The sequence below is a fragment of the Pseudomonas sp. NDM genome (assembly GCF_003105095.1).
In the GTDB taxonomy this organism is placed as follows: Bacteria; Pseudomonadota; Gammaproteobacteria; order Pseudomonadales; family Pseudomonadaceae; genus Aquipseudomonas; species Aquipseudomonas moraviensis_A.
In genome coordinates this window covers 1-20,404 of record NZ_QETJ01000062.1, presented here as the reverse complement: position 1 = coordinate 20,404, position 20,404 = coordinate 1, and the positions used below count along the sequence as shown (strand labels likewise).

18 protein-coding genes are annotated in these 20,404 nt (G+C 61.1%); 6 read left to right on the top strand and 12 right to left on the bottom strand.

Annotation, left to right across the window (positions count from 1 at the left end; translation table 11 throughout):
• The first annotated feature begins 114 nt into the window (after window positions 1-114).
• The 4 genes from pqqC to DCO47_RS14585 are packed head-to-tail and all read left to right on the top strand — an operon-like array spanning window position 115 to window position 4,033.
• Window positions 115-867 carry a pyrroloquinoline-quinone synthase PqqC gene (gene pqqC / locus DCO47_RS14600; RefSeq protein WP_042606685.1) on the top strand — a complete coding sequence of 251 codons (753 nt, stop codon included), beginning with the start codon at window positions 115-117 and terminating at the stop codon, window positions 865-867.
• Window positions 864-1,139 (top strand): pyrroloquinoline quinone biosynthesis peptide chaperone PqqD, encoded by a 276-nt coding sequence (gene pqqD, locus DCO47_RS14595; protein ID WP_042606684.1) that lies wholly within the window; start codon window positions 864-866, stop codon window positions 1,137-1,139. Before pqqC ends, pqqD begins: the two co-directional genes overlap by 4 nt.
• The gene (pqqE, locus tag DCO47_RS14590; RefSeq protein WP_173867412.1) at window positions 1,132-2,271 is read left to right on the top strand and encodes a pyrroloquinoline quinone biosynthesis protein PqqE; all 1,140 of its coding nucleotides are present in this window, start codon (window positions 1,132-1,134) and stop codon (window positions 2,269-2,271) included. Before pqqD ends, pqqE begins: the two co-directional genes overlap by 8 nt.
• Complete coding sequence (locus DCO47_RS14585) at window positions 2,237-4,033, top strand: S9 family peptidase (RefSeq protein ID WP_116658345.1); 1,797 nt, start codon at window positions 2,237-2,239, stop codon at window positions 4,031-4,033. The genes pqqE and DCO47_RS14585 overlap by 35 nt, the downstream gene beginning before the upstream one ends.
• 118 nt (window positions 4,034-4,151) lie before the next feature.
• On the opposite strand, the gene DCO47_RS14580 is transcribed toward DCO47_RS14585, so the two are convergent.
• Complete coding sequence (locus DCO47_RS14580; RefSeq protein WP_003228885.1) at window positions 4,152-4,310, bottom strand: YqaE/Pmp3 family membrane protein; 159 nt, start codon at window positions 4,308-4,310, stop codon at window positions 4,152-4,154.
• 191 nt (window positions 4,311-4,501) lie between these two features.
• Window positions 4,502-5,728: an aspartate aminotransferase family protein gene (locus tag DCO47_RS14575; RefSeq protein WP_116658344.1), complete on the bottom strand. Its 1,227-nt coding sequence runs from the start codon at window positions 5,726-5,728 to the stop codon at window positions 4,502-4,504.
• Window positions 5,729-5,898: 170 nt separating this feature from the next.
• Here DCO47_RS14575 and DCO47_RS14570 point away from each other — a divergent pair, with 170 nt between their 5' ends.
• Window positions 5,899-6,813, top strand: a complete 915-nt coding sequence (locus tag DCO47_RS14570; protein ID WP_116658343.1) for a LysR family transcriptional regulator — start codon at window positions 5,899-5,901, stop codon at window positions 6,811-6,813.
• A 229-nt stretch (window positions 6,814-7,042) separates the two neighbouring features.
• Here the strand turns inward: DCO47_RS14570 and DCO47_RS14565 are convergent, their stop codons facing one another.
• The 10 genes from DCO47_RS14565 to bioB form a co-directional block, all read right to left on the bottom strand.
• Complete coding sequence (locus DCO47_RS14565; RefSeq protein ID WP_016772869.1) at window positions 7,043-8,821, bottom strand: acyl-CoA dehydrogenase C-terminal domain-containing protein; 1,779 nt, start codon at window positions 8,819-8,821, stop codon at window positions 7,043-7,045.
• Window positions 8,822-9,035: 214 nt separating this feature from the next.
• Window positions 9,036-10,832, bottom strand: coding sequence for an acyl-CoA dehydrogenase C-terminal domain-containing protein (locus DCO47_RS14560; RefSeq protein ID WP_116658342.1), 1,797 nt, complete (start codon window positions 10,830-10,832; stop codon window positions 9,036-9,038).
• A gap of 90 nt (window positions 10,833-10,922) precedes the next feature.
• Window positions 10,923-12,212, bottom strand: a complete 1,290-nt coding sequence (locus DCO47_RS14555; RefSeq protein ID WP_041476719.1) for a GGDEF domain-containing protein — start codon at window positions 12,210-12,212, stop codon at window positions 10,923-10,925.
• 190 nt (window positions 12,213-12,402) lie between these two features.
• Complete coding sequence (locus DCO47_RS14550) at window positions 12,403-14,208, bottom strand: phenylacyl-CoA dehydrogenase (RefSeq protein WP_042606676.1); 1,806 nt, start codon at window positions 14,206-14,208, stop codon at window positions 12,403-12,405.
• Window positions 14,209-14,483: 275 nt separating this feature from the next.
• On the bottom strand, window positions 14,484-14,780 hold the full coding sequence (locus DCO47_RS14545) for a hypothetical protein (protein ID WP_042606675.1): 297 nt from the start codon (window positions 14,778-14,780) through the stop codon (window positions 14,484-14,486).
• Between the two features lie 108 nt (window positions 14,781-14,888).
• Window positions 14,889-15,569: a dethiobiotin synthase gene (bioD, locus tag DCO47_RS14540; RefSeq protein ID WP_083353704.1), complete on the bottom strand. Its 681-nt coding sequence runs from the start codon at window positions 15,567-15,569 to the stop codon at window positions 14,889-14,891.
• The gene (gene bioC, locus DCO47_RS14535) at window positions 15,566-16,375 is read right to left on the bottom strand and encodes a malonyl-ACP O-methyltransferase BioC (protein WP_116658349.1); all 810 of its coding nucleotides are present in this window, start codon (window positions 16,373-16,375) and stop codon (window positions 15,566-15,568) included. Before bioC ends, bioD begins: the two co-directional genes overlap by 4 nt.
• Window positions 16,368-17,099, bottom strand: a complete 732-nt coding sequence (locus DCO47_RS14530) for an alpha/beta fold hydrolase (protein ID WP_116658341.1) — start codon at window positions 17,097-17,099, stop codon at window positions 16,368-16,370. The genes bioC and DCO47_RS14530 overlap by 8 nt, the downstream gene beginning before the upstream one ends.
• Complete coding sequence (gene bioF / locus DCO47_RS14525; protein WP_116658340.1) at window positions 17,092-18,270, bottom strand: 8-amino-7-oxononanoate synthase; 1,179 nt, start codon at window positions 18,268-18,270, stop codon at window positions 17,092-17,094. The genes DCO47_RS14530 and bioF overlap by 8 nt, the downstream gene beginning before the upstream one ends.
• Before the next feature lie 143 nt (window positions 18,271-18,413).
• Window positions 18,414-19,469: a biotin synthase BioB gene (bioB, locus tag DCO47_RS14520; RefSeq protein ID WP_042606670.1), complete on the bottom strand. Its 1,056-nt coding sequence runs from the start codon at window positions 19,467-19,469 to the stop codon at window positions 18,414-18,416.
• A 91-nt stretch (window positions 19,470-19,560) separates the two neighbouring features.
• Between bioB and DCO47_RS14515 the strand changes: the two genes are divergently transcribed.
• Complete coding sequence (locus DCO47_RS14515) at window positions 19,561-20,295, top strand: ComF family protein (protein WP_116658339.1); 735 nt, start codon at window positions 19,561-19,563, stop codon at window positions 20,293-20,295.
• The last annotated feature ends 109 nt before the right edge of the window (window positions 20,296-20,404 follow it).

Sequence of the window (20,404 nt, the reverse complement as noted above, 5' to 3'; positions counted from 1 at the left end):
GCGAGCAGGCTCGCTCCCACATTTGGAATGCGATCAACCTGTGGGAGCGAGCCTGCTCGCGAAAAGGCCAGCACAGACTCCAGAGATTTCCAGGGTTGTTCCCGGAGAACAGACATGACCGACACCCCGCTGTCCCCCGCCGAATTCGAAGCGGCCCTGCGCGCCAAAGGCGCCTACTACCACATTTACCACCCGTACCACGTGGCGATGTACGAAGGCCGCGCCACCCGCGAGCAGATTCAGGGCTGGGTCGCCAACCGCTTCTACTATCAGGTGAACATTCCCCTGAAAGACGCGGCGATCCTCGCCAACTGCCCGGACCGCGAGATTCGTCGCGAGTGGATTCAGCGCCTGCTCGACCACGACGGCGCGCCCGGCGAAGACGGCGGCATCGAAGCCTGGCTGCGCCTCGGCCAGGCTGTCGGCCTCGACCCGGATCAATTGCGCTCCCAGGAACTGGTGCTGCCCGGTGTGCGTTTCGCCGTCGATGCCTACGTCAACTTCGCCCGTCGCGCCAGTTGGCAGGAGGCCGCCAGCAGCTCGCTTACCGAACTGTTCGCGCCACAGATCCACCAGTCACGCCTCGACAGCTGGCCGCAGCATTACCCGTGGATCGACCCGGCCGGTTATGAATATTTCCGCACCCGCCTCGGTCAGGCGCGGCGCGATGTCGAGCACGGTCTGGCGATCACCCTTGAGCACTACAAGACGCGCGAAGGCCAGGAGCGCATGCTGGAAATTCTCCAGTTCAAACTGGACATTCTTTGGAGCATGCTCGATGCCATGAGCATGGCCTACGAATTGAACCGTCCGCCCTATCACAGCGTGACCGAGCAACGGGTCTGGCATAAAGGAATCACCTTATGAGTTTCGATCGCAGCAAAGTGCCGAACTGGCGCCCAGGCTATCGCTTTCAGTACGAGCCGGCGCAAAAAGGCCATGTGTTGCTGTACCCGGAAGGCATGATCAAGCTCAACGAGACGGCCGCGCTGATCGGCGGCTTGATTGATGGCGAACGCGATGTCGCGGCGATCATTGCCAGACTCGACGAGCAGTTCCCCGGCGTCCCCGAACTCGGTGACGACGTCGAACAATTCATGGAGGTTGCCCGTGAGCAACACTGGCTCACCCTTGACTGATCTGCCGGCAAAACCTGAAATCGGCCTGCCGCTGTGGTTGCTCGCCGAGCTGACCTACCGCTGCCCGCTGCAATGCCCGTACTGCTCCAACCCACTGGATTTCGCCGAGCAGGGCAAAGAGCTGACCACCGAACAGTGGATCAAGGTGTTCCGCGAAGCGCGGGAAATGGGCGCGGCGCAGTTAGGCTTTTCCGGCGGCGAACCGTTGGTGCGTCAGGACTTGGCCGAACTGATCGGTGAAGCCCGGCAGTTGGGTTTCTACACCAACCTGATCACCTCCGGCATTGGCCTGACCGAGCAGAAAATCAGCGACTTCAAGAAGGCCGGGCTCGATCACATCCAGATCAGCTTCCAGGCCAGTGACGAGCAAGTGAACAACCTGCTCGCCGGCTCGAAAAAAGCCTTTGCGCAGAAGCTGGAAATGGCTCGTGCGGTGAAGGCCCACGGCTACCCGATGGTGCTGAACTTCGTTACCCACCGGCACAACATCGACAAGATCGACCGCATCATCGAGCTGTGCATTGCGCTGGAGGCCGACTTCGTCGAACTCGCCACCTGCCAGTTCTACGGCTGGGCGCAGCTCAACCGCGTCGGCCTGTTGCCGACCCAGGAACAGCTTGTGCGCGCCGAGCGCATCACCAACGAATACCGGGCCAAACTGGAAGCCGAAGGGCATCCGTGCAAGCTGATTTTCGTGACTCCCGACTACTACGAAGAACGCCCGAAAGCCTGCATGAACGGCTGGGGCAGCATCTTTCTGACCGTCACTCCAGACGGCACGGCCCTGCCCTGCCATGGCGCCCGCCAGATGCCTGTGCAGTTTCCCAACGTGCGCGATCACAGCATGCAGCACATCTGGTATGACTCGTTCGGCTTCAACCGCTTTCGCGGTTACGACTGGATGCCCGAGCCCTGCCGCTCTTGCGACGAGAAAGAAAAAGACTTCGGCGGCTGCCGCTGCCAGGCGTTCATGCTTACCGGCGATGCCAGCAATGCCGACCCGGTGTGCAGCAAGTCCGAACATCACGGCGTGATTCTCAAGGCCCGCGAAGAAGCCGAGACCGCCACTCAAACCATCGAACAATTGGCCTTTCGCAATGAACGAAACTCACGCCTCATCGCCAAGGGCTGAGCCTTTCAGCGCCGCCCAAGCTGTTGCCGCCGGAACCGACTTCGCGGAGCTGCAGCTCGGCGTCCACGGCCTGTTCTGGAATGAATATCGCCCAGAGGATGCCGCATGCCGAATCTGGCATTGGCGCGATGGCTTGGCGAAATGTCTGACGCCGGATGGCTTCAGCGTGCGCAGCCGCGTGTACGAATATGGCGGTGGCGCGTTTTGTCTGACGCCTGACGGCGTGGTTTTCGTCAATGAAGCGGATCAGCAGTTGTACCGACAGGCACTGGGTGGCCAGCCGGTCGCGCTGACGTCCACTGACTGCCGCTACGGTGATCTGCAATTTGCCGGTGGCCGGGTGTTGGCTGTTGAAGAGCAGCAGGATCGGCATCGGCTGGTGGCGATTGAGCTGGCGACCGGAATGCGACAAGTGCTGGCGGAGGGAGCGGATTTCTACGCGGCGCCAACGTTGAGCGCGGATGGTCAGCGACTGGCGTGGATCGAGTGGAGCCGACCGCATCAACCATGGACTTCGACCCGTTTGATGGTTGCTGAAGGCGATTTTTCTGCGCCTCGCTGTGTTGCCGGTGAGCAGATGGAGGAGTCGATCCAGCAGCCGCGCTTCGACGCCGGTGGGCGGCTCTGTTGCCTGACGGATCGTAGCGGCTACTGGCAGCCGTGGATCGAAACGTCTGATGGCTTGCAGGCGCTGGCCAGCTCCGCGGCCGATCACGCGCCCGCGCCTTGGCAGCTTGGCGGCTGCACCTGGCTGCCCGTCGGTGATCAATTTCTGGCCACTTGGAGCGTGGATGGTTTCGGTCGCCTGGCCCTTGGCAATGAAGATTTCAGCGCCGGCTACAGCCGCTTCCGCCATTTGGCGATGGATCAACAGTTCGTCTATTGCACCGCCGCATCACCGGTCAGCCCGTCGGCAGTGATCGCCATTGATCGCGTCTCTCATGCAGTAAAGGTATTGGCCGGCGGCGTGGCCCCGTTGCCCGCCGAACGCATCAGCCGTCCGCAGACCTTGCGTTATCCCAGCGGCTCGGGTGAGGCGCACGGTTTCTTCTACCCGGCCATGAGCGGTGAAGCGAAACCGCCGCTGGTGGTGTTTATCCACGGCGGCCCGACGTCGGCGTGCTATCCGATGCTCGACCCGCGCATCCAGTATTGGACGCAGCGTGGTTTCGCGGTCGCCGACCTCAACTATCGCGGCAGCAGCGGCTATGGTCGCGAGTATCGGCAAGCACTGCATCTGCGCTGGGGCGAGGTGGATGTCGAGGACGCCTGCGCGGTGGTCGATTACCTTGCCGGACAGGGCTTGATCGATGGCGACCGCGCGTTCATTCGCGGCGGCAGTGCGGGCGGGTACACGACACTGTGCGCACTGGCGTTCAGACAGGTCTTCCGCGCAGGCGCCAGCCTCTATGGCGTCAGCGATCCGGTCGCTTTGGCCCGAGCAACACACAAGTTCGAAGGCGACTATCTGGACTGGCTGATCGGCGATCCCGAACGCGATGCCGAGCGCTACGCCGCCCGCACGCCACTACTGCATGCAGACAACATCCGCGTGCCGGTGATTTTCTTTCAGGGAGAACTGGACGCGGTGGTCGTACCGCAACAGACCCGCGATATGGTCGCTGCGCTGGAGCACAACGGCATTGCGGTGGAAGCGCATTACTACCCCGAAGAGCGCCACGGCTTTCGCCGCGCCGTCAATCAGGCGCACGCATTGGAGCAGGAGTGGACGTTTTATCGGCGGGTGATGGGGCTGGTTTAGTGAAAACCGGTCGCGCCTGTCGCGAGCAGGCTCGCTCCCACAGAGGACTTGTGTACACCACAGATCCAGTGTGGGACCGAGCCTGCTCGCGAAAGCTATCTGATCGACGCTAACGGACTCAACGCTTGGCGATGATATACACCGCATGCACGATTCCCGGAATGTAGCCGCACAGCGTCAGCAGAATGTTCAGCCAGAATGCCCCGCCAAATCCGACCTGCAGAAACACGCCCAGTGGCGGCAACAGAATAGCGATGATGATACGAATGAAATCCATGGGGCAGCTCCTGAATGGGGGTTGGCTCACTTGAGCCATACAAGCTAATCGACCTGCGCCGTTCGTCAGGGTTCATTACGCTTGCTATTTGATCGCCAGCACCACAAAAAAACGCCCCACGCCAAAAGAATCAGGCGTGGGGCGTGCGTTATACCGCGAGACGGTTCGGGTAATCGGTGGGGCAGTTCAGCTCAGACGGCAATGCCCTTACGGCACTGCAATTGAGCGGTGCGTACTCGCGAGAAAGCGCGGCCCAGGCGCAAAAGCATTTCGTCGATGTTGGCTTTGCTGACTGTGAGGGCCGGGGTGAAACGCAGGCAGTCGGGTTGCACGGCGTTGAGTATCAGGCCTTCGTGCAGCGCAGCGTGAACAACGGCATCGGCGCATTCTGCCGATAACGTCAGCCCATAGAACAGGCCCTGGCCGCGCAGTTCGCCATGCCCATAGCGGTGCGCCAATCGCGCAAGGCCTTCGCGCAGATGCTGGCCGTTGTCGTTGACCTGCTGGAGGAAGCTGCGGTCGTGCACGCTGTCGAGTACCACCAGGCCGGCTGCGGTCATCAAGGCGTTGCCGTGATGGGTGCCGCCCAGTTCGCCGACGGCGAAACAGCAGGCTTTGCCCCGCGCCAGCAACGCTGCCAGTGGCAAGCCGCCGCCAAGGCCTTTGCCGAGCACGACGATATCGGCGCGAATGCCGTAGGACTGTTCGGCGAGCAAGGCGCCGCAGCGGCCGATACCGGTCTGTACTTCGTCGAGAATCAGCAGAATGCCCAACTCGCGACACAGTCGCTCGACGCCTTTGAGGTAATGCTCGGTCGCGGGAATAACCCCGGCGTCGCTCTGGATCGGTTCAAGCATGATCGCGACGGTCTGCGCGTCGACCGCCGCGTGCAGGGCCGGCAAGTCGTTGAATGGCACCTGATCATTCGTCGCCAGACTGCGACCATGGCAGCCCTGCTGCGCCATGATGATCCGCGAAGCGCCCCCGCGATGCAGTTGGCCCCACTTGAGTGCCAGTCTGAGCGCCGCCTCACAGGCTTCGCTGCCGCTGTTGAGCAGATAAGCCTGATCGCTGTGGGTGCTGGCACACAGGCGCTCGGCGAGGCTGAGCATGCCGCGATTGTGCAGCTTGAAACCCGGATTGATCAGCGCCTGCGCCTGACTGGCAATGGCTTTGACCAGCGCGGTGGGGCTGTGGCCAAGGCTGTTGGCGCCGCCGGCCTGGGAAAAGTCGAGATAGGCGCGATCGTTGCTGTCCCACAGCCAGGAACCCTGGCCTCGAACGAAGACTTGGGGCGGCCGTTCAACACTGGACATCAGACGAGCGGCATGTAGACGATCGGTCATTGCTGAGGACTCCGCCTCGAATGCAAGGTCATCAAGATCTGGCGTGTGGCGCCGCAAACTGAACAGATTCATCCGCAAATACCTCGCTGGAGGTATTTTGAACTGCCTATGTAAACACTGGCGAAGCGCAGGTCATTCATCGCGTATTTTCGGCCCTGAAAGCCTTGGGATTGCGGTTAGACTAGGCGCACCCGCGTCTGCGGGCCATTTCGATTTCCGAGCTATTTCAATAAGCATTACTTATGGATTTCAAACAACTGCGTTATTTCGTCGCGGTCTACGAAGAGGGTCATGTCGGCCGTGCGGCCGAACGGCTGTCGATCTCGCAGCCGGCACTGTCGCAGCAGATTCGTCAGCTTGAGCAGAACCTCGATGTAACGCTGTTCGAACGCAGCAGCAAACGCTTGCTGCCGACCCTTGCCGCTCATACGTTGTACAACCACGCGTTACCGCTGCTCGATGGCTTGCAGCGGGCGCGCGAGGCGTTGGGCAATTTCAAGGGGCAGGCGTTGCGGACCCTGGCGATCGGTGTGCTGCAAACGGTGCACACCAGCCTCGTGCCGCAAATGCTCGAGCGTGTGCGCAAGGCGCAGCCGCATCTGGTGGTGCAGATCTATGAGCTGACCGGGCTGGAGATCGAACGACGCCTGCTCAATGGTTCGCTGGACATCGGCATCAGTTATCTGCCGCCCCGCCAACCCGGGCTGCACGGCGTGTTGCTGTACGAGGACGAACTGACGCTGGTCATCCCGGCGGATCATCCCTTACGTGATTTCAAGAAAGTCTCGATGCGCCAGGCTGCTGAACTGCCGATGCTGCTGCTCGGCGAAGAATTCCAGATCCGGCAGATCTGGCAGGCACAACTGACCAGCCTTGGACGCCGTCCGCAGGTGCAGGCCGAGCTGAACAATATGCTGGGTATTCTCGACAGCCTTCCGCACACCATACTCGCAACGGTGTTGCCAGGACGCTCGCAGAAGGAATACGACGATGAAGATTTGCTGTGGAAACCGCTAAGCGAACCACGCGTGCCCCTGAAAGTCGGCCTGGTGTGTCGCGATGTTCAACGCCAACAGGCTTCGTTGGCCCTTTTGCGGACATTACTTGAAGAGGTCATCGACCGCGAAGTGCAACGGCCGCTGGATCCGCTGGGCTGAGCACTTTTCTTCAGGCAAAAGAAAACCCCGCCGAAGCGGGGCTTTGCAGACTGTTTCCCTGACATCCATTTCACTCCGCCACCCTGGCAGAATCCTACGTGTCCGTGTTGTTTACTTTGCGCTTCCTGCGCGACGTCCATGAAATGTAGATTAGCCGTGGATCCAATGTACGCATATGGGAGAACAGCAGCACGTCACGTAAGCAAATGCTTACATGACGCGCGCGGGATCAGAACTGTGCAGCATCGAGCAGGAAAAGCGACTCGCTACCGGCTTTGACCGACGCGCTCAGCGAGTGAATACGCGGCAAAAGGCGGGCGAAATAGAAGCGTGCGGTGCCTAGCTTGCTCGCATAGAAATCGTCCTGCGCTTCCTTGCCCAGCGAGGCTTTGGCCATCAACGCCCACATGTAGGCGTAAGCGGTGTAGCCGAACGCTTGCAAATATTCGACCGAGGCCGCGCCGATTTCGTTCGGATTGTTTTTCGCCCGGTCGAGCAGCCACGCGGTCAGCTCGTCGAGGGTGTCGACGGCATCGTTCAGTGGCTTGGTGAACTCGCCAAGATCGGCGCTGGCGGTTGCGGTGAAGTGACGAATCTCGTCAGCGAACAGCTGGTAGAACGCGCCGCCACTGCCAACGATCTTGCGCCCGACCAGATCCAGCGCCTGAATGCCGTTGGTGCCTTCGTAGATCTGGGTGATGCGCACGTCACGCACCAGTTGCTCCTGGCCCCACTCGCGGATGTAACCGTGGCCACCGAAGATCTGCTGGCCGTGAACGGTGGTTTCCAGCCCCAGGTCGGTCAGGAAGGCTTTTGCCACCGGCGTCAGCAACGCGACCAGATCTTCCGCGCGCTTGCGGGTGGTCGCGTCTTCGCTGAACTTGGCGGTATCCAGTTGCATCGCCACGTAAGTGGAAAACGCACGACCGCCTTCGTTCGAGGCTTTCATGGTCAGTAGCATGCGCCGCACGTCCGGGTGGACGATGATCGGATCAGCAACTTTGTCCTTGTTCTGCGCGCCGGTCGGCGATCGGCTCTGCAGACGATCGCGCGCGTATTCAACCGCGTTCTGATAGGAGCGCTCGCCCGTGGCCAGACCCTGGATGCCTACGCCCAGACGCTCGTAGTTCATCATGGTGAACATCGCCGCCAGGCCTTTGTTCGGCTCGCCGACCAGATAGCCGACGGCTTCGTCGAAGTTCATCACGCAGGTCGCCGAGGCCTGGATGCCCATCTTGTGTTCGATCGAACCGCAGTTCGCCGGATTGCGCGCGCCGAGGCTGCCGTCGGCATTGACCATGAACTTCGGCACCAGAAACAGCGAAATGCCTTTCGGCCCCGCCGGGGCGTCCGGCAGTTTCGCCAGCACCAGGTGGATGATGTTTTCGGTGAGGTCGTGTTCGCCACCGGTGATGAAGATCTTGGTGCCGCTGACCTTGTAGGAACCGTCGGCCTGAGGTTCGGCCTTGGTGCGAATGATCCCCAGGTCGGTGCCGGCGTGCGGCTCGGTCAGGCACATGGAACCAGCCCAGATCCCGGCGTACATGTTTGGCAGGTACGCGGCTTTCAGCTCTTCGCTGGCATGGGCATTGATCGACAGGCATGCGCCAGCGGTCAGCATCGGGTACAGACCGAACGCCAGGCTGGCGGAGTTGACCATCTCTTCGACCTGCGCCGACACGGCTTTGGGCATGCCCATGCCACCGTAGGCCGGATCACCGCCAACGCCGACCCAACCGCCCTCAGCATATGTCTGATAAGCCTGTGGGAAACCGGCCGGCGTGGTGACGGCACCATCCGCCCAATGGCAACCTTCCTCGTCAGCGGCACGGCTCAGTGGCGCGATGCTTTTGCTGGTGACCTTGCCGGCCTCTTCGAGAATCGCTTCAACGGTTTCGGCGTCGACGGTCTCGGCCAGCGCCGGCAGCTCGGCCCAGAGTTTGGCGACTTCGAACACTTCATTGAGGACGAAGCGCATATCGCGCAGCGGCGCTTTGTAGTCAGCCATGGCAAACCTCGCAAGATCTAAACAGGTGGTTCGTGGAATGATGTTTTCGTTGATCCGGAGTGTAACCCAACAACTTTTGCGACACATAGGGTCAACCGGTGACTGATTTGTTATTTTTAGTCACCACAGAAAAGATCGCAGCCTTTAGCGGGTCCTACAGATAAAACGCGATCCCCTGTAGGAACTGCCGCAGGTTGCGATCTTTTGCTTTTACCTAAAGCGCAAACGACTCCGCTGGCAAAGTCATCAAGCAATCACTCCCCGCCTCGATCGCCGACTGATGCGCAGCCGTACGCGGCAACAGGCGCTTGAAGTAAAACTCGCACGTCGCCAGTTTGCCCTTGAGGAAATCAGACTCACCCTCGCCTGCGTCCAGCTGTGCCTGCGCGACCAGCGCCATGCGCAGCCACAGGTAGCCAAGGATGATGTAGCCGCTGTACATCAGGTAATCCACGGACGCGGCGCCGACTTCATCCGGGTTTTTCATGGCGGCCATGCCGACCTTCATGGTCAGGTCGCCCCACTGTTGATTGAGCCCGTTGAGTTGCGCGACGAAGCTGCCCAACTGCGCATGGTCGGCGTTCGCTGCGCAGAACTTGTGGACGATTTTGGTGAAGCCGCGCAGCAGCTTGCCTTGGCTTCCCAGCACTTTGCGCCCGAGCAGGTCGAGCGCCTGAATGCCGTTGGTGCCCTCGTAGATCGGCGCGATCCGGCAATCGCGTACCAGTTGCTCCATGCCCCACTCACGAATGAAACCGTGGCCGCCAAACACCTGCATGCCGTGGTTGGTCACTTCCAGCCCGGTGTCGGTCATGAACGCTTTGCAGATCGGCGTGAGGAACGCCAACAAGTCTTCGGCCTCCTGACGTGCCTGGACGTCGCTGCTCAGGTGCGCGGCATCGAGCAGCTGAGCGGTGAAGTAGGTCAGCGCCCGATTGCCTTCGTTGAAGGCTTTCATGGTCAGCAACATGCGCCGCACGTCCGGGTGGACGATGATCGGGTCGGCAGGTTTATCTGGAGCTTTGGCGCCGGTCAGCGCGCGCATTTGCAGGCGGTCGTTGGCGTATTTGATCGCGCCCTGAAAACTCGCTTCGCCCAGACACAGGCCCTGCATGCCGGTGCCAAGCCGCGCGTGGTTCATCATGGTGAACATGCAGTTGAGGCCCTTGTTCGGCTCGCCGATCAAGTAACCCGTGGCGGCATCGAAATTCAGCACGCAGGTGGCCGAGGCCTTGATGCCCATCTTGTGCTCGATCGAGCCGCAGGAAACGCCATTGCGCTCCCCCGCTTCGCCAGCTGCATCGGGGAGGAACTTGGGCACGATAAACAGGGAAATGCCTTTGGTCCCGGCGGGTGCGTCCGGCAGCTTGGCCAATACCAGATGGATGATGTTGTCGCTCAGGTCATGCTCGCCAGCGGAGATGAAAATCTTGCTGCCGGTGATCGCGAAGCTGCCGTCAGCCCGAGGCACCGCACGGGTCTTGATGATGCCCAGATCGGTGCCGCAGTGGGCTTCGGTCAGGCACATGGTGCCAGTCCACTGGCCAGCGGTGAGTTTGCTCAGGTAGGTGTCTTTCTGCTCGGCGGTGCCGTGGGCGTGGATCGCCGACATCGCGCCGTGAGTCAGGCCCGGGTACATGCCCCACGACGTGTTACTGGAGCCGACCATCTCGCTGATCACCAGCCCCAGCGAACTCGGCAGACCTTGGCCGCCGTAAGCTGGATCGGCCGCCAACCCGTGCCAGCCGCCCTCGACATATTGTGCGAAGGCCTGCTTGAAGCCTGTAGGCGTTGTCACCACGCCATTGTCGAAATGGCAACCCTCTTCGTCGCCGCTGCGATTGAGCGGGGCCAGCACGTTCTCGCAGAACTTCGCGCCTTCTTCGAGGATCGCGCTGATCATGTCCGGGCTGGCGTCATGCGCGCCGAGACTGGCGTAGCTGGTGTGGAAATCGAAGACGTGATCGATCAGAAAGCGCATATCGCGCAGGGGAGCTTTGTACTCGGGCATGGTGGCTTCTCCGTCAGCAGATTTCACCAACCTACTGCCGGCCACCCCACCCGACAATCACTGTGCGGGCGCTGAATGCGCCGTCATCACTCAACCCGCAGCGGTGTCCATGCGCACCGCGCCACGACGGTTCTGCCCGAATGCCATGACGCAGTTACGCCCGGCGCCCTTGGCGCTGTACAACGCCTGGTCGGCGGACTTGAGCACTTCTTCCGGAGTACGCTGCTCCACGCGTTCGGCGACGCCGATGCTTACCGTCACCGACACGGCCGAGGCCCCGGAACCACTGCGCCGCTGGCGACCTTGCTGGTCGTCCTGCGGGCGGTTTTCCTGGTTGCGCAGCTGAATGCTGTAAGAGGCGATCGATTCACGGATCACTTCCAGGTGCGGCATGCATTCCTCAAGGGTTTTGCCTGCGAACACCAGGGCAAATTCCTCACCGCCATAGCGATACGCCCTACCGCCACCGCTGATTTTCGACAGCTTACTGGCGACCAGCCGCAGGACCTGATCGCCGACATCGTGGCCGTGGGTGTCGTTGAATTTCTTGAAATGATCGACGTCGCTCATCGCCAGCACATAATTACGCCCGAGGCGTTGCATACGTTCGTTGAGCGCGCGTCGACCCGGCAGACCGGTGAGTTCGTCGCGGAAGGCCATTTGATAGGCCTCATGCGCAACCGCGGCCGCGATCATCAGCATTACCTGGCTGCACATGATGTTGAGGGTGAACGGCAGAATGAACGTCTTCGGCAGCATCCAGAATACCCCGAGCAAGCCGACCAGTTGCGCCGCGTGCAAGGGACGCGGGTTGCGCCAGTATTGCCAGGCCAGCAACAGGAAGGCCGAGATGAACACCGGGTAGGACAACTGGATCAGGCTCATCCATGCGCCGTGCAGCGCCGGCCAGCGGATCTCCGACAGCCACAGCAGCAGCGCCTGTGGGTAACTTTGTTCCAGGCCCAGCGCCACGCTGCCAAATGCCAGCAGCACAGCGAACCGCGCGACCATGTCCTGAAACAGATGGGTACGTTCCTGCCACGCCGCGAACAGCCCGAACAACAACGGCAAGAGCAGGCAGACCAGATGGAACACCACCGCAGCGTCTTCGCGCACCTTGCCGTTGTCGCGGTAAAAATCGGTCTGGGTGTCGAGCAGGAAGTAGGCGATGTACACCGTCAGCATCAGGAACAGTTCGCGCTGACGCCGGTACACCGCGCAATACGCCCCGCCAAGCAGAAGAACCAGGGTCGGCAAGACGTTGAACAGGGACGTGAAGAACACGCTGAGGTCTTTGACGTACGCAGCCGCCAGCCCCGCGAGCAATAACAGCAGTGATGGCAGGAAATGGCTGAAACGTACAGCGGAAGAACGCGGCAAGGGTAAGCTCCGACCCGTCATAGCAAAGAGATGGCATTGTGCCTGCAAAGTGCGGCCAAGCCCATACAATGTGATCCAGATCACACACGGTCTCTGTAACGGCCGGAAGCTCGACTATCTGAGCGATCCGCAAACAAAAAAACCGCTGCCCCCTAGCGGGAACAGCGGTTTTGGCAGACTGCGGTAGGGCTTAGTAGCCCAGTGCGAAGTCTTCTTCCTTCATGTCCATCAGGTTGCCAGCGCCCGACAGCATAGTGGCCACGTGCGTACGGGTACGCGGCAGGATGCGCTGGAAGTAGAAGCGCGCAGTTTGCAGCTTGGCGGTGTAGAACGCCTCGTCTGTAGTGCCGGCAGCCAGTTTTTCCGCAGCCAGGCGCGCCATGTCCGCCCAGAAGTAGGCCAGGCAGGCATAACCGGAGTACATCAGGTAGTCCACAGAGGCCGCGCCGACTTCTTCGCGATCTTTCATGGCGGCCATACCGACCTTCATGGTCAGCTCGCCCCATTCCTTGTTCAGTGCAGCCAGCGGCGCGACGAATTCCTGAACGGCTTCGTTGCCTTCGTTGGTCTGGCAGAACTTGTGGACGATCTTGGTGAAGCCTTTCAAAGCCTCGCCTTGAGTCATCAGCACTTTACGGCCGAGCAGGTCGAGGGCCTGGATACCGGTGGTGCCTTCGTACAGCATCGAAATGCGGCTGTCGCGAACGTTCTGCTCCATGCCCCACTCGGCGATGAAGCCGTGGCCGCCGTAGATCTGCACGCCGTGGTTAGCGGCTTCGAAGCCGACTTCGGTCATGAACGCTTTGGCGATCGGAGTCATGAACGCCAGCAGTGCGTCGGCCTTCTTCTTCTCTTCTTCATCGACGCCGTACTTGACGATGTCGACCTGTTTGGCGGTGAAGTACACCATCGCGCGGTTGCCTTCGGCGAACGCCTTCATGGTCAACAGCATACGGCGCACGTCTGGGTGAACGATGATCGGGTCAGCCGCTTTGTCCGGCGCTTTCGGGCCAGTCAGCGAGCGCATTTGCAGGCGATCGCGAGCGTATTTCAGACCGCCCTGGAAGCCGATTTCGGCGTGGGCCAAGCCTTGCAACGCAGTGCCCAGACGAGCGGTGTTCATAAAGGTGAACATGCAGTTCAGGCCTTTGTTCGCCGGGCCGATCAGGTAACCGGTGGCGCCGTCGAAGTTCATCACGCAGGTAGCGTTGCCGTGGATACCCATCTTGTGTTCCAGCGAACCGCAGCTCACTGCGTTGCGCGCGCCGATGGTGCCATCGGCGTTCGGCAGGAATTTCGGCACGATAAACAGCGAGATGCCTTTGGTGCCAGCCGGTGCATCCGGCAGGCGCGCCAAAACGATGTGGACGATGTTGTCGGCCATGTCGTGCTCACCGGCCGAGATGAAGATCTTGGTGCCGGAGACTTTGTAGGAACCGTCGGCCTGAGGCTCGGCCTTGGTGCGCAGCATGCCCAGGTCGGTGCCGCAGTGCGGTTCGGTCAGGCACATGGTGCCGGTCCATTCGCCGGACACCAGTTTGGTCAGATAGGCTTCCTGCTGCTCAGGGGTGCCGTGCTCGGAGATGGTGTTCATCGCACCGTGCGACAGGCCCGGGTACATGCCCCACGACCAGTTGGCTTCGCCAACCATTTCGCTGACTGCCAGGCCCAACGACTCAGGCAGACCTTGGCCGCCATGCTCAACGTCGTGCGCCAGGCTCGGCCAGCCGCCTTCGACGAATTGCTTGTACGCCTCTTTGAAGCCAGTCGGGGTTTTCACGCCGGACTCGCTCCAGGTGCAGCCTTCCAGATCGCCCACGCGGTTCAGCGGTGCCAGTACCTGCTCACAAAACTTGGCGCCTTCCTCGAGGATGGCGTCAACCATGTCCGGCGTGGCATCTGCGCACGCTGGCAGGCTCTGATAGTGCGCTTCGTAGCCGAGCAGCTCGTCACGAACGAAGCGAATATCACGCAAGGGGGCCTTGTAGTCAGGCATAGCGATAAACCTCTGCTGATGTAACCGGGAATGAACGACCGTGTTGAGTTGTTGTGACGGTCAAACAGTTGTTTGAAACATACGTTTACGCCGAAATCTTGTCAAGCGTGGATCTTTTGCCGTTCGTCATCAGCTTTTCCAAACGCCGGAAACGCAAAATCGCCGCGACTTGAAATAAGCCACAGGCGTTGAAGAAAAGATTAGTTGAGCAAGAAGGACTTAAACGAAAAACGCCGCGACAGGGCGCGGCGTTTCGAGGTTTACAGCAGATTCAGTCAGGCGAAGGTATCAATGATCGTCCCCAGCACTTCGTCGGACGCCTTGGCCACCTTCACACCCAGCTCAGCCTGAGTCTTGCCCTGCGACAGCTCGACGATATTGCTGGTCAGATCCGACTCCTGTGCGCGATCCACTCCGCGCAGGCGATTGACCTGCACTTCGGACGACTGGCTGGTCACCGAACGTTCGATGGTGGTGTTGGCGATCTGGCTGGCGGCCTGATCGACGCGGTTCTGCCCCGACTGAATCGAGCTCAGCCCTGCATAAAAAGCCGTGTTGCCGGAGATTTCCATAGTCGTGCCCGTCCCTGCAAAGGATCAATGGTCGCCATTGAAGCAGACGCGCCAGCAAAACACCCGTCAAAAACACTAATGGCACAGTGCCTGTTCATAGGCAAAAACTTAGTCGAGCAAATCCAGTTGCAAATGCTCGGCCACCGCTTCGGCACTCAACGCCTTGAGTTTCGGCACGCGGCCCAGGCACGGCGCGGGGATGCGCTCGGCCAGGGTCGCAAGGTTTTCCTCCAGCCGCGAAGTTTTCGGATCGATGATGTTCGCCACCCACCCCGCCAATTGCAGGCCATCGCGAGCGATCGCCTCGGCGGTCAGCAACGCGTGACTGATGCAGCCCAGCCTTACGCCCACCACCAGAATCACCGGCAGCTTCAGTGCAATCGCCAGATCCGAAATATTGTCCTGATCGGCCAACGGCACCCGCCAGCCACCCGCACCTTCGATCAGGGTGAAATCGGCGTTCATCGCCAGAATCCCGCGCATCGGCACCAGCAGCGATTGCACCGTCAGCGCCACACCTGCTTCGCGCGCTGCCAGATGCGGCGCGATCGCTGGCTCGAACGCCACCGGGTTGACCTGTTGATAAGTCAGTGGCAACGAACATTCGGCCAACAGCGCCAACGCATCAGCGTTGCGCAAGCCTTTGGGCGTGACGTCGCACCCGGAAGCCACCGGTTTGCCCGCCGCTGTGCTCAATCCTGCCGATCGCGCCGCGTGGAGCAATCCGGCAGCAACCGTGGTCTTGCCGACATCGGTGTCGGTTCCGGTGATGAAATAGGCTGCGCTCATAGAGGTTTCTCCAACACGGCGTAGACCACCTGATAGGTTGCCGGCAGCCCTGACGACTGACGGAACCGCTCATACGCTTCGATCAGCCCGAGAATCCGCGCCCGCCCGGTCAAACCGCCCGGCCGGCCGGGATTCAGATTGTGCGCGCCCAGCGCTTTCAGCTCGTGAGTGAGGCTGCGCACATCCGGGTAATGCAACACGTGCGGCCGATTCTCCAGAGCCACGATGCGCATGCCACTGGCAGCACATAACTGTTCATAGCGGGCGAATTCGCGGAAGCGGTTGACGTGCACCAGCCCGTCGACCTGCTGCCAACTCTCACGCAGCTCCAACAGCGTCCCTGTACACAGACTAGCAAACGCAAAGATTCCACCCGGTTTCAGCGCACGGAAGGCTTCACTGAGCACCGCTTCGAAGTCGGCGCACCACTGCACCGCGAGGCTGGAGAAAATCAGCTCTAAACTCGCATCCTGCAACGGCAGCCGCTCGGCATCGCCCGCAATGAAATGCTCAGCGCCACCCAACGGCCGTGCGTGATTGAGCATGCCCTCGGCAATGTCCAGCGCGACCCCGCTGCTGCGGGTAAAACGCGAGGCCAGCGCTCGGGTGAAATAGCCAGTCCCGCAACCGAGATCGAGCCACCGCGAGGGCACGAAACCTGCCGGCAAGCGCTCGAGCAACTGCGTGCCGACATCGCGCTGCAATTCGGCGACGCTGTCGTAACTGGCCGCTGCACGAGAAAAAGACGCCGCCACCTGGCGCTTGTCAGGCAAACCACCAGGCAGGACAAGAGATAGGTCAGTCATCAGCGCACTCATGTAGAAACGCCTGGATCGCGCCCGCGACTCCATGCGGGTCCTCCAGCAGAAAAGCATGGCTGGCCTGTTCGATCAGGCCAATTTCGATATCCGGCAGCAGCGCAAACAACGCGCCCGCCGCTTCTGCCGGGACCAGAGCGTCCTGCCCGCCGAACAGATGAAACTGCGGCCCGCGAAATGCCTGCAGCGCCTGACGCGTGTCCAGTTGCGCGAGCAGTTCCAGCCCCGCCATCAGCGCGGTCGGCTCGGTGGCTGGCGCGCCACCCAGCAGCAAGCGCGACAAGCCACGGGGGTCAGTTGAGCCTTGCGTACACAACAAAGCGAAACGCTTGAGGGTGGGACGCGGGTCGGCTTGGCAACCGGCAAGAAAGGCATCGAAAGTCTCGGCGGGCATCGCGTTCGGCCACTGTTCATGGGCGACAAACGCAGGGTTGCTCGCCAGCGTCAGCACACCGCAGCACGCCTCGCCGCGGCGTGCCGCCAACTCAGAGGCGAGCATACCGCCCAGCGACCAGCCACCGAGCCAGACTTCCTGAGCAATGCTTGCATCGAGTTCGTCGAGCCAGTCTTCAACGTTGGCGGAATCCAGCTCCGGCAGCGGCTCGATTTCGACCTGCAAATGTTCGTCGAGGCCACGCAACGCTGCGGCCAGCGGCTCCAGTGGTGATACGCCGAGGCCCCAGCCGGGCAGCAGAATCAGGCGATTACGCATGGCTTGGCTCCAACGACAATCGGGCAAAACAATCCGCCAGTCCTTCCAGCAAGCGTTGCACCTGCGCCTCACTGTGGGCGGCGGTCAGCGTCACCCGCAGTCGCGCACTCCCAGCAGGCACGGTCGGCGGACGGATCGCCGTGACCATCAGCCCGCGCTCGCGCAGCATCTGCGACAACCGCACGGCGCGCGCGGCATCGCCGATCAGGATCGGCTGGATCGGCGTGAAGCTGTCCATCAGCTCCAACCCGATCTGCTCGGCGCCGTGGCGGAACTGGCGGATCAAGGTCCGCAGGTGTTCACGGCGCCAGTGTTCACTGCGCAACAGCTCCAGACTTTTCAGCGTCGCGCAGGCCAGCGCCGGTGGTTGGCTGGTGGTGTAGATGTACGGGCGGGCGAACTGGATCAGGCTTTCGATCAACTCTTCGCTGCCGGCGACAAACGCTCCGGCAGTGCCGAAAGCTTTCCCGAGGGTGCCGACCAGCACCGGCACATCGTCCTGGCTCAAGCCAAAGTGCTCGACGATCCCGCCGCCGTTGGCGCCCAACGGGCCGAAGCCATGAGCGTCATCAACCATCAGCCACGCGCCTTTGGCCTTGGCCTCGCGGGCCAGCGCCGGCAGGTCGGCGATGTCACCGTCCATGCTGAACACGCCGTCGGTGACCACCAAAGTGTTGCCAGTGGCTTTCTCCAGGCGCTTGCCCAGGCTTTCGGCGTCGTTGTGCAGATAACGATTGAAACGCGCGCCGGACAACAGGCCCGCGTCCAGCAATGAAGCGTGATTGAGCCGGTCTTCGAGCACCGTATCGCCCTGCCCGACGAGCGCAGTGACTGCGCCGAGGTTGGCCATGTAACCGGTGGTGAACAGCAGTGCACGCGGCCGGCCAGTCAGATCGGCAAGTGCTTCTTCCAGCGCGTGATGCGGGCTGCTGTGGCCGATGACCAGATGCGACGCACCACCGCCGACGCCCCAACGCTCAGCGCCGGCGCGCCAGGCTTCGATTACCTGCGGATGATTGGCCAGGCCCAGATAGTCGTTGTTGCAGAACGCGAGCAGCGACTGGCCATCGACCACCACGTGCGGGCCTTGCGGAGACTCGAGCAGCGGGCGCTGGCGGTAGAGGTTTTCGGCCCGGCGGGCAGCAAGGCGTGCGGCGAGATCGAAAGACATGCAGGCCTCGACTTTTCAAATGACACAGATCCTTGTAGGAGTGAGCCTGCTCGCGATAGCGGTCGAACATTCAGCATTGATGTCGACTGAAACACCGTCATCGCGAGCAGGCTCACTCCTACAGTTTTGCATTTCAACAGCAGTCAGACGGCGGCGTTATAGAACTGCTCGCTACTCTTCTGCTCCACCAGCGCCTGCTCGATCGCCGCCTGGTGAACCTCATCGGAATGCTCTTCGCGAGCTTCCGGCTGGATACCGAGGCGTGCGAACAACTGCATGTCCTTGTCCGCCTGCGGGTTAGCGGTGGTAAGCAGTTTGTCGCCGTAGAAAATCGAGTTGGCGCCGGCAAAAAAGGCCAGGGCCTGCATCTGCTCGTTCATTGCCTCGCGACCGGCCGACAGGCGCACGTGGGATTGCGGCATGAGAATGCGCGCGACGGCGAGCATGCGGATGAAATCGAACGGGTCGATGTCTTCGGCATTTTCCAGCGGCGTGCCGGCGACCTTCACCAGCATGTTGATCGGCACTGATTCCGGATGTTCGGGCAGGTTGGCCAACTGGATCAGCAGATTGGCGCGATCGTCCAGCGATTCGCCCATGCCGAGAATGCCGCCGGAGCAGATTTTCATCCCCGACTCGCGCACGTAGGCCAGCGTTTGCAGGCGCTCGCTGTAAGTGCGGGTGGTGATGATGCTGCCGTAGAACTCCGGCGAGGTGTCGAGGTTGTGGTTGTAGTAATCGAGGCCGGCCTTGGCCAGCGCTTCGGTCTGCTCCTGATCGAGGCGCCCGAGGGTCATGCAGGTTTCCAGGCCGAGGGCTTTCACGCCTTCAACCATCTTCAACACATACGGCATGTCTTTGGCCGATGGATGTTTCCACGCTGCGCCCATGCAGAACCGCGTCGAACCAATGGCTTTGGCCCGGGCAGCCTCTTCGAGGACCTTCTGCACTTCCATCAGTTTTTCTTTTTCCAGACCGGTGTTGTAGTGCCCGGACTGCGGGCAGTACTTGCAGTCCTCCGGGCAGGCGCCGGTCTTGATCGACAGCAGTGTCGAGACCTGCACACGGTTGGCGTTGAAATGTGCGCGGTGCACCGTTTGCGCCTGGAACAGCAAGTCGTTGAATGGCTGTACGAACAGTGCTTTGACTTCGGCCAGAGACCAATCGTGACGCAGGGTGGCGGCAGTGCTCGCGCTCATGGGCAATTCCTTGGTTATGCTTGGCTGGCGCCGGGGAAAACCGAATACCCACAGGCGCTACACGGATGTTCGGCATATTTAAGGAAGAGCGATGCGCTGTCAACCGCAATACCAAGGACAGGTTTACATCTGTTTAAAAAACGTACAGACCTGTTTGCTGTGCGATGAGCCCGCAGAAGCACAAATGCCAATGTGCGAGGCTTGCGAAACCGAGCTGCCCTGGCTCGGCAGCCAGTGCCAGAGCTGCGCTTTGCCACTGGCAGGAGATGGCCTGACCTGCGGTGATTGCGTGCTAGAGCCGCCGGCGTTCGAACAAGTCGCCGTGCCGTGGGTTTATGGCTTCCCGGTGGACAGCCTGATTACGCGGTTTAAACACAACGCGAAATGGCCGTTTGGCCACCTGCTCGCCGACGTTCTCGGCCAATACCTGCAACATCGTTTCGACGAGGATTTGCTCAGGCCTGATGTGCTGCTGCCGGTGCCGCTGGCGAATAAACGGCTGCGTCAACGGGGCTTCAATCAAGCGGCAATGCTCGCGCGCTGGTTGAGTGTTTCGCTGGACCTGCCGTGCGAAGAACAGGTGCTGCGGCGAGTCATCGACACCGATGCCCAGCAGGATCTGGATGCCAAGGCGCGCAAACGCAATTTGCGCAATGCCTTCGCGCTGGAGCCTGAGGCGCAGGTAAGCGGCCGCCATTTCGCGCTGGTTGACGACGTCCTGACCACCGGTGCGACCGCTCAGGCGCTGGCGCGGTTGTTGATGAATGCAGGTGCAGCGCGGGTCGATGTGTATTGCCTGGCCCGTACGCCGAAGCCTGGAACCTGAGCCCAACACCATCCTTCTGTAGGAGTGAGCCTGCTCGCGATAGCTATATTCCAGTCGCCGGTATCCGCAACTGATACACCGCCATCGCGAGCAGGCTCACGCCTACAAG

Coding starts and splice junctions, on each gene's coding strand:
- pqqC (WP_042606685.1), top strand. CDS start 115: ATGACCGACACCCCGCTGTCCCCCGCCGAATTCGAAGCGGCCCTGCGC.
- pqqD (WP_042606684.1), top strand. CDS start 864: ATGAGTTTCGATCGCAGCAAAGTGCCGAACTGGCGCCCAGGCTATCGC.
- DCO47_RS14585 (WP_116658345.1), top strand. CDS start 2,237: ATGAACGAAACTCACGCCTCATCGCCAAGGGCTGAGCCTTTCAGCGCC.
- DCO47_RS14580 (WP_003228885.1), bottom strand. CDS start 4,310: ATGGATTTCATTCGTATCATCATCGCTATTCTGTTGCCGCCACTGGGC.
- DCO47_RS14575 (WP_116658344.1), bottom strand. CDS start 5,728: ATGAATCTGTTCAGTTTGCGGCGCCACACGCCAGATCTTGATGACCTT.
- DCO47_RS14570 (WP_116658343.1), top strand. CDS start 5,899: ATGGATTTCAAACAACTGCGTTATTTCGTCGCGGTCTACGAAGAGGGT.
- DCO47_RS14565 (WP_016772869.1), bottom strand. CDS start 8,821: ATGGCTGACTACAAAGCGCCGCTGCGCGATATGCGCTTCGTCCTCAAT.
- DCO47_RS14560 (WP_116658342.1), bottom strand. CDS start 10,832: ATGCCCGAGTACAAAGCTCCCCTGCGCGATATGCGCTTTCTGATCGAT.
- DCO47_RS14550 (WP_042606676.1), bottom strand. CDS start 14,208: ATGCCTGACTACAAGGCCCCCTTGCGTGATATTCGCTTCGTTCGTGAC.
- DCO47_RS14545 (WP_042606675.1), bottom strand. CDS start 14,780: ATGGAAATCTCCGGCAACACGGCTTTTTATGCAGGGCTGAGCTCGATT.
- bioD (WP_083353704.1), bottom strand. CDS start 15,569: ATGAGCGCAGCCTATTTCATCACCGGAACCGACACCGATGTCGGCAAG.
- bioC (WP_116658349.1), bottom strand. CDS start 16,375: ATGACTGACCTATCTCTTGTCCTGCCTGGTGGTTTGCCTGACAAGCGC.
- DCO47_RS14530 (WP_116658341.1), bottom strand. CDS start 17,099: ATGCGTAATCGCCTGATTCTGCTGCCCGGCTGGGGCCTCGGCGTATCA.
- bioF (WP_116658340.1), bottom strand. CDS start 18,270: ATGTCTTTCGATCTCGCCGCACGCCTTGCTGCCCGCCGGGCCGAAAAC.
- bioB (WP_042606670.1), bottom strand. CDS start 19,469: ATGAGCGCGAGCACTGCCGCCACCCTGCGTCACGATTGGTCTCTGGCC.
- DCO47_RS14515 (WP_116658339.1), top strand. CDS start 19,561: ATGCGCTGTCAACCGCAATACCAAGGACAGGTTTACATCTGTTTAAAA.